Here is an 8394-nt window from a genome sequence, read left to right as displayed (position 1 = left end):
AGATTGCTCATTGATTGGTCTCCTTGCGGAGCGTGAATCACGCCGCAAGGCTGAAATCAATAGGTCCTGAGCCTAGAAAAGGTATGTGGCTTTATAACCCCGCAAGGCGCGGGAGTGTTCCCACATGGTCCCGCTTGATTCATTCCAGAACATGAACAAGTGTGGGGACAGACTCGCAGCCAGATCTGGTGACCGCGCAGGTCACGCGGTTTTCCCTCCGGTGAAACTCGACACAGATATTCGCACCATTGACATCAATATTCCGTACAATGACATGGTCGATCCCGGCAGGAAGACCGGGGGCAACAACCCGGACTTCTCGCGCATAGGCATCTATTTTCAGACCCAGCGTTGTCTTTAGCAACATGAATACCGAAGCGGCGGCCCATGCTTGCGGGACGCAAGCCACAGGATAGCCAACTGGCCCTTCACCCACGATCCGCGCAAAACCGCAGAACAATTCCGGCACGCTCTTGTCGAAATGGAACGAGGCTTCGAACAGCCGCGCAAGTGCGCGTCCTGCGGCTTCGGGCTGGGCGTATTGGTCGATGCCTGCACTACAGATTGCCGTGTCATGGGGCCAGACGGAGCCGTTATGGTAGGATAGCGGGTTGAAGCGTGCCTCGCCAATTGCCACCGTCCGCAGGCCCCAGCCTGATAAGAACTCAGGCTGCAGAAAAGCCTTGGCAACCGCCTGCCCACGGTCTTGAGAAGGCAGCCCGGAATACAGCAGATGCCCTGCATTCGTGGTCCGCACAGCGCATTGCTTCGAGGCCCCATCTAACGCGAGCGCGTAAAACTGCAGGTCCTGCATCCAGAACAGGTCTTCCACTGTCTGACGCAGGCGATCGGCACTTGCACGCAACGTCGCGCTGTTGCCTGCATCTCCTCTGCGGGCGGCCATTTCCGCCATTCCGGTCAACGCCAGATAGGCATAGCCCTGAACTTCCACCAGACTGATCGGCCCTTGCGCCAGCGTCCCATCGGCATGAAAGACTGAATTCGCGCTATCCTTCCATCCCTGATTTCGCAGACCCGTATCTTGGGAGCGTGCATAACTGACCAGATCATTCGGATCACCTGCACGCGTGGTCTCGATCCATGAGATCGCAGCTTTCAGCGCTGGCCAGAGCGTGTCGATGAACGCATCATCGGCCGTGCGCCGTGCGTATTCTGCAGCAAGATGTAAAAATAAGGGTGTCGTATCAACCCCGCCATAATACCGCCCGAACGGCACTTCGCGCATCCGTGCCATCTCGCCACCCCTGATTTCATGCAGGATCTTGCCCGGCGCAGCATCAGAGAATTCGTCATGATCCCGGGCTTGTGTGCTTGCGAGAAAACGCAGTACCCCACGGGCAAGATCAGGGTCGAACCAAAGTGTCGCAAGTGCGGCGATGATCCCATCCCTGCCAAATGCTGTCGAAAACCACGGGATACCTGCAAATGGATAGGGGCCTGTGTCCAGATTCGACGACAGCAGCGCGATATCGGCGCGCGTGCGGCTCAGCCAGTCGTTGAACAGCGGGCCGGAAGTTCGGATCGTGGCACCTCTCTGGCGTTTGGTTTTCATCGCGCGATGTGCGGCGGCAAGGCTCATCCTGTGGCGCACCCGGCCTGGTTCCGCATGATCCGCGCCTGCTTCCAGATAAAGGACCCGGCGGGCACCACGTTGCACATGCACCACCAGACAGATCTCCATGCGTGTCGCATCGAATGTGATTGGATGCGACACGCTGAGGTTTAGCGACTGCGTTTGTCCGTCAAGCCCTTCATAGCCAAACCCAACATGGCTGGGGCCAGACTCGATCGGCAACGTGCGCCCCCGTGCGGGCCGGATCATGCCACGCACTTCGAAGATGTCCCAGAAATCGGCAGAAACCTGAAAATTCAGCGGAAGGTTCAGAGGGGCAAGCCCGTAATTGGTGATCGCGATCCGCTCGAACATCCGCCCTTGCCTGACGAAGCGCGTGCGGTTCACATGGATGCTGCCCTGCGCCAATGGCTCGTCGTTTTCAAGCAGGACGCTGGCATTGGTCAGATTGACTTCGAAGTACACATGATCGCTAGAGACTGCCGACCCAAGAAGCACCGGGCGCCGCCCGCCGATGCGCAGTACAAAGCACGACAAAAGCCGCGTGTCGTCATGGAAAAAGCCATCTGCAAAACCCTTGATGTCGCCATTTATGCCCGCAAGCAAAAAACAATCCTCATCTTTCAGCGACAATTGATGCAGACCAAGATTGGGTGCATCCTCATGATCGGCCATCGCCGTCATGGGATCGACCATATGTTCGTCAAATGAAGGGTTAGGGGTATCCATGCGCGGCCTCCGGCCTAAGGGTCACTGACCGGCAAGAGCGGGCTGCTTGGCCCGCAGCAGGTCCTGATAGACAGTGAGATAGTCATTGACCATGCGCGCGGCGTCGAAACGGCGCTCGAAACAGTACCGCACCTTGGCGCGATCCAGCGCTAAGGCGCGGGGCACGGCGGCAACCGCCTGTTCCAGCGTATCCACTACGAATCCCGACACCCCTTCGTCGATGATTTCCTCCATCGCCCCGTTGCGCCAGACTATCGACGGGGTGCCGTGGGCCATCGCTTCGATCACGACGAGGCCAAATGGTTCGGGCCAGTCAATGGGAAATAGCAGCGCCGCTGCATCGCCTATAAACCGGGGCTTTTCTGACTCGGTGATCTCGCCGACATACTCGACCGATTGACCATCGATATGAGGTTCGATTTCCTGCCTGAACCACGCGCGGTCATCCGCGTCAATCTTGGCAGCAAGCTTCAACGGCAAGCCCGCAGCCGCCGCAATCGCGATGGCCCGGTCCGCCCTCTTGTCGCGCGAAAAACGCCCCATGAAGGCAAGATATCCGGGTCCATCAGATGCGCATGAGGGGTTCGGAAGATAGAGATCAAAGGGCAGCCCGTGATAGATATTTTTAACCCAGTTCGCCTGCGCCAGTGGCGTGCGCTGACTCATCGAGATCGAGTTCATCGGCATGTCAGGCCAGTGACCAAGCGCCTTGGGCAAGTCAGCATAATCCAGCCTACCATGAGGTGTGGTCAGCGTCTTGGCTGCGAATTCCGCAAAGAAGGGGAAGTGCTGAAAATGCGACAGGTGACAATGGATGATGTCGAACGCGGCTTGCTGCATGCGAACATCCTCAAGCATCGCCAAATGCGCCGCTGTCGCCGAAACCCGCGGCGCGCTGTCGTCGCGCAATCCACAGGCGCGGCTCTCATACAGTCTGGCCGAAGTCCCTGACCCGGCAGCCGCGTAAAGTGTCACATCATGCCCCAGTTTGACAAGGTTATCGCATAGCGTCGCAATGATGCGTTCAGTGCCACCATAGGCGTTGGGTGGAACCGTCTCGAAAAGCGGCGCCACTTGAGCAATTCGCATATGTCCGATCTCCCTGATACTCAGGAAATGCGCTTGCGAGCCGTTGCGTTCCATGCGCGGGACGCCGTCTGTGCCCAATGATTGCGCCGGAACGTTTCGGCATGGGGCGGGTTGATGTGGTGAAGGTGTTCCCGGCATGTCAATCGGGCGCAATGGCAAGAAGAATGCAGAGGTTTTCCCGATTTCTCTCTGTGGCCAACGCAATGGCAGTCGAGCTTCTATCCCATTTGCCTGGACATCTTTGACTGAACAACAAAGGAGAGTCTCATGGACCATAGCAAACATAGCACGTTGGACCCAACAGAACTGACTGAATCTATCCTGAAGGGGGCACCGATATACGGCCCTGATGACGAAAAGATCGGCACCATTGCGCATGTACACGGTATGGGTAATGACACCGGCATGGTCGTGGATGTCGGCGGATTTCTTGGCATCGGGGCCAAACCTGTCTCGCTGAGCGCCGATCAAGTGCGCATGATGCGGGACGAGGCGGGCACGGTCCACGGTGTCACAGCCCGGACCAAGGACGAGTTGAAAGCTCTACCCGAGCATCACGATTGAACGCGCGTGCCGGTGCAGTTTCAGAAAAGTCCGAAACGCTTCAGCTGCCGGTCCCCCAAAGGGGTCCGGCACAATGGTTATCAATACTGACCCCGAGCGCGGCGATCAGGCGAACGCCAATGCCGCCAGCACCCCGCCCCAGGCTGACACAGCACTCAGCGCAGTCCCCCATGCCATGTCGAGTGCAACCATCGACGGGTGCCACCGGCGCATGACTGTCCAACTGACAAGTTCGTAAGTGCCATAGGCCACAAGTCCCAGAAGCGCGCCATTTAACAGCGCGAGGGAGGGAGATACGGTCTGCAGCGCAGGCCAGCCCGCGAACCAGACAATCCCTCCCAGATAGAGAAAGTAAAACAATGCGGCAGGCACAACGCGCGGGCTGTCGAGAATGGCGTCACCCAGATGTCTCTCGAACATGGGTTTGATGACTTTGGGCAACATGATTGCATCGGCGATCAGAAATATTCCACCGGTGACAAGCGTCAGGACGACAAGTGACATAGAGGTTCCTTGCTGGAGGGATGCGACCACGACGCCCTGTCAATCACACTGATCATTATTGGCAGAGCGTCGCGACCAGTTTGCTTCAATAGCGCAGGGTCGCACCCATCGTGCGGCCTTCGGGCAAACGCTCTTGCGCGACAGACCATACAATTCCACCATTGCGCAGCGCCAGTTTGGCAGCGCGGTCACGCATGTCGCGCGAGCTTGCATCGCTGTCAGCATCAATGAGCGCCGCTTCACTCAGGAAAAGCTGATCGATTCGTCCGTCCCGTGCGGCATCGATCAGCTTTTCAGGGTCGGTGCAAGATCCCCCATCCGCACGGCCGATCATGGCATCAAGATGCGCAAGTGCTGCGTCCTTTGCTTTGTCATGGACCGGCTGTATCACCGCGCAGGCCGCGGCATGAAGCGCCGCATCGTCCAGCGCCGCCGGGTTGATTTCGGCAAAGCCGGCGATCAGCGGGGCCAAGGCCTCGTCCTTCAGGATCTGGCCACCGATTTCGGCATCCGCGACGACAACAACACGCAAGGGATCGCGCGCCAGATGCGTGGCCAATGCCCTTCCAGTGCGCCGGGTATATTCAACCAGCCGCCCCTTGCGCCATTCTTCCGGGCTGTCGCCATAAACCTGCGTCTTGGCCATGTCGCGCCCGCCCGTATTGGGCCGCCCATACCCGTGCGATTGCAGGTTGCCCTCGTAATCAGGTTCCTCATCGAGCGACTCAAGACTGGCGGGAAGCCCCGCGACGGATGCCGGCGTCATCTTGAACCGGTTGGCACGCCAGACCTGCGCGGCGTCAGCGGTCATGGTCAGGATCACAAAATTCGCGTCTGGTTCAAACAGTGGAAGCAGGGGCGCGATGTGAAAGCCCGACCCTACAATGGCAAGGTCTGGCACCGGCATGGGCAACTTTAAGCTTTGCAGCCCCGCTTCGGATACAAACAGGGCCAACCCATGATCTTGATGCTGCCAGAAATCATGATCCTCGATCAATGACACAACCGGCGCCAGAAGTGCCTCTGCGTCGGGGCCTGCGTCGCGCGCGTCCAGTTGCGTGCGGGCTTGCGACAAAAGGTTCTTCAGCATGATCGGATTCTGCCGTGTTTCACGACCATGCGTTTGTGTTGGAAGATAGAAGGAAACCCCGATGGCCGGGCTGGCATCAATCAGATCTGTCAGGTCTGTTTCGGAAATCATGATCATCCTCTCGTCATTCCTGTGAAAAAACCGACGGTCATAGGACATCCAGATCCCGGATCGAATGACCGCCTTTTGTCTTGTCCTGGCGCCCGAACAAGCTCTGCAGCTTATGCTGCATCTTCTGCACGGCACCGGCGCTCGCCTCTTGCAGGCTGTCAGCGGCATTGGTGACAGCAACCGGCTTCTGGCCAGTAGGGCGCACTTCAAGCACGCACCGCTTGTCGCCGCTACCACTCTTTGCGCCGTTCTCGTCGCTCAGATGCAGTTCAACGCGGGTGATCTGGTCAGCGAAGCGCGACAGCCCGTCCCGGATCTCGGCCTCTAGCTGAGCGATCAGGGCATCGTGACCTTCAACGGTGTCATCGGTATTGATCTGAATATGCATGACATCTCCTCTCAAGGGAGCGCGCAACGGGCTGCGGTGGTATCAGAGCGTAGCTGCGAAGCGACTTGTTCGCAGTGCCGGATCAGATGGCAAACGCGCAGACATCGCTCACACGCCCCGATCGTTGGGGTTTTGGTCTCTCGCAGCCGGTGGTGCTGAATTGATTGCGACCAAGCGTTCGTCGTCACGTGCGCGTGCGATATGGGCCTAGGCTGTGTGGAAACTCCTGCGCCACGAGGTTCCTGCGGCCTAGAGGGTTCACTTAGCTGGTTCAGGCGCGATTTGGTTCTGGGAACCCGCCCCGTGCGCAAAAATCGGGCCTGTGGGGGCCGCTTGAGCGGATTTGGGGGCGGTTTCACCCGGTCAGGCGGGGATGGCCGCCATCAGCCGCTTGATCCCGACCAAGGCGACCATGCGTTTGATGTTGTAGGCCAGCACGTTCAGCGCCATTTCGGTGCGCACGTTCTTCAGTCGGCGCATCAGGAAATGGGTGCTGCCCATCCAGGCCTTGATCGTCCCGAAAGGGTGCTCGACCGTGCTGCGGCGCAGGGTCATCGGGTCATCGACGCTGCGCAGGCGGTCGCGCATCTCGTCCACCAGATGCTCGTACTCCCACCGGGTGACCCGGCGTTCATTGCCCGTGGTGCAGCGTGATTTCACGGGGCAGCTCCCGCATTCATTGGTCCAGTAGCGCTTGACCAGAAGCCCATCTTCCTCGCGGGTGTAACGATAGGTCAGCGCGTCGCCTGTCGGGCAGATATAGACGTCGCGGTCGGGATCATATTTGAAGTCAGCCTTCACATACATGCCCTTCTTGCGATTTCCGGAGGTCTCGGGGCGCGGCATGGTCACCGTGATGCCAGCCTTGTCGCAGGCAGCGATCTCGACGCCGCTGTAATAGCCTTTGTCGGCCAGGGCATGCAGATCATCGCGCCCGAGCGCTTCCTTGGCCGCAAGCGCTATCGGGCTGAGCTGGTCACGGTCAAAGCCCTTGTTGGTCACATCATGCGTGACGATGATATGGGTCTCGGTGTCCACCGCGCATTGCGCATTGTAGCCCACGAGGCCACTGTTGCGCGCACTGGTGGCCATGGCGCGAGCATCGGGGTCGGTCAGGGAAATCTGACCATCCGGCGCATCTGCCAGCGCCTTGTCCATCGCCTTGAGCTTCGCGATTTCCTGCTTGATCCGCCCATATCGCTGCGCCACATGGACGACCTTCTCGGCCCGCGCTTCTCCTTCTTCCTGCCGGTCGATGCGCACCATCTCGGTGATGTAACGTTCGACATCGGCCTCCAGATGCGCAAGGCGGCTGGCGATCTTGCCCTTGGTGAAATTCTTGTCGCGGTTGTTGACGGCTTTGAACTTGCTCCCGTCGATGGCCACGCAGTCGCCCTTCAGCGCGCCGATGCGGCGGCACAGCTCAACGAATTGTGCGCAGGTCCTGCGGATAGCGGCCCCGTTATCGCGCCGGAAATCCGCGATCGTCTTGTGGTCTGGCACCAACCGCCCGAGCAGCCACATCACCTCGACATTGCGCCCCGCCTCGCGCTCCAGCCTGCGGCTGGACGGGATCCGGTTCAGATAGCCATAGATGAACAGCTTCAGCAGAATGGCCGGATGGTATCCCGGTCGCCCAGTCCGCGCATGCGCCGCGCGCGTGAACCCAAGGCTTGCCAGATCAAGCTGGTCGACGAACAGATCCACCACACGGACCAGATGATCCTCGTCGATCCAGTCCTCAAGGCGATCCGGAAACAGCGTCACCTGATCGCGATCAACCCCTTCAATGAAACCTGACATAGATGCACTCCCGTAGCGCGGGAAGCATACCACATCTGGGGGATTTCACACAGCCTCGGCCAGCACCGGAAGTGCAAGCGCCATACCAAGAATAAGCAGTTCAAACAGATTGCCCATGGTGGAGTCCTTTTTTTGTATGTCCCTAATCAACGCAGGCACGAGGCAATCAGTTCCTTTCCGTCGTCTGGGGATTGTGCGGTCAAAGTTCAGGCGAAAGGGAACGCTCTGGCATCAAAATTGTTTGACTTGTGCACAACAATCGGAGCGCGCGCGTGGAAAAATTGGCGAACAGATTGGGTCTGCGGGTTGATCCGACCATCTTCTTTTTCTCAGCCGGGCTAAGCCTGCTGGTCGTCCTGTTACTGGTTCTGGCCCCGGCCCGATCGGTGCGGCTTTTGCCGCTGAGCGTGCGTGGATCGTGACCAACCTTGGCTGGTTTTTCATTCTAGTGTTCTGAGTCTGACGCATCTTACCGGTTCCCTCTGATTTCATCCAGCGCGTCGAGTGCGCGGCGTTCCCGGG

The 8394-nt window shown here is 58.8% G+C and carries 7 protein-coding genes; 1 reads left to right on the top strand and 6 read right to left on the bottom strand.

Features of this window, described 5'->3' with window-relative positions; translation table 11 throughout:
* Positions 1-139: 139 nt before the first annotated feature.
* Together HUK65_RS17470 and HUK65_RS17465 are read right to left on the bottom strand one after the other, a co-directional pair.
* Positions 140-2323, bottom strand: a complete 2184-nt coding sequence (locus HUK65_RS17470; RefSeq protein ID WP_179907551.1) for an amylo-alpha-1,6-glucosidase — start codon at positions 2321-2323, stop codon at positions 140-142.
* Between the two features lie 21 nt (positions 2324-2344).
* Complete coding sequence (locus tag HUK65_RS17465) at positions 2345-3466, bottom strand: glycosyltransferase family 4 protein (RefSeq protein ID WP_235442244.1); 1122 nt, start codon at positions 3464-3466, stop codon at positions 2345-2347.
* A gap of 213 nt (positions 3467-3679) precedes the next feature.
* Between HUK65_RS17465 and HUK65_RS17460 the strand changes: the two genes are divergently transcribed.
* The gene (locus HUK65_RS17460; RefSeq protein ID WP_179907550.1) at positions 3680-3976 is read left to right on the top strand and encodes a PRC-barrel domain-containing protein; all 297 of its coding nucleotides are present in this window, start codon (positions 3680-3682) and stop codon (positions 3974-3976) included.
* Positions 3977-4081: 105 nt separating this feature from the next.
* Here HUK65_RS17460 and HUK65_RS17455 read toward each other — a convergent pair whose 3' ends face one another.
* The 4 genes from HUK65_RS17455 to HUK65_RS17440 form a co-directional block, all read right to left on the bottom strand.
* A complete protein-coding gene (locus tag HUK65_RS17455; RefSeq protein ID WP_179907549.1) occupies positions 4082-4480 on the bottom strand; it encodes a DUF2177 family protein in 399 nt (132 codons plus the stop codon).
* Positions 4481-4565: 85 nt separating this feature from the next.
* Positions 4566-5681 carry a baeRF3 domain-containing protein gene (locus tag HUK65_RS17450; RefSeq protein WP_235442245.1) on the bottom strand — a complete coding sequence of 372 codons (1116 nt, stop codon included), beginning with the start codon at positions 5679-5681 and terminating at the stop codon, positions 4566-4568.
* Positions 5682-5718: 37 nt separating this feature from the next.
* A complete protein-coding gene (locus HUK65_RS17445) occupies positions 5719-6069 on the bottom strand; it encodes an HPF/RaiA family ribosome-associated protein (protein ID WP_179907548.1) in 351 nt (116 codons plus the stop codon).
* Between the two features lie 363 nt (positions 6070-6432).
* Positions 6433-7872, bottom strand: coding sequence for an IS1182 family transposase (locus tag HUK65_RS17440; protein WP_179907547.1), 1440 nt, complete (start codon positions 7870-7872; stop codon positions 6433-6435).
* Positions 7873-8394: the final 522 nt, after the last annotated feature.

It is taken from the genome of Rhabdonatronobacter sediminivivens, assembly GCF_013415485.1.
Classification (GTDB): Bacteria; Pseudomonadota; Alphaproteobacteria; order Rhodobacterales; family Rhodobacteraceae; genus Rhabdonatronobacter; species Rhabdonatronobacter sediminivivens.
This window is presented reverse-complemented; position numbering and strand designations above follow the sequence as displayed.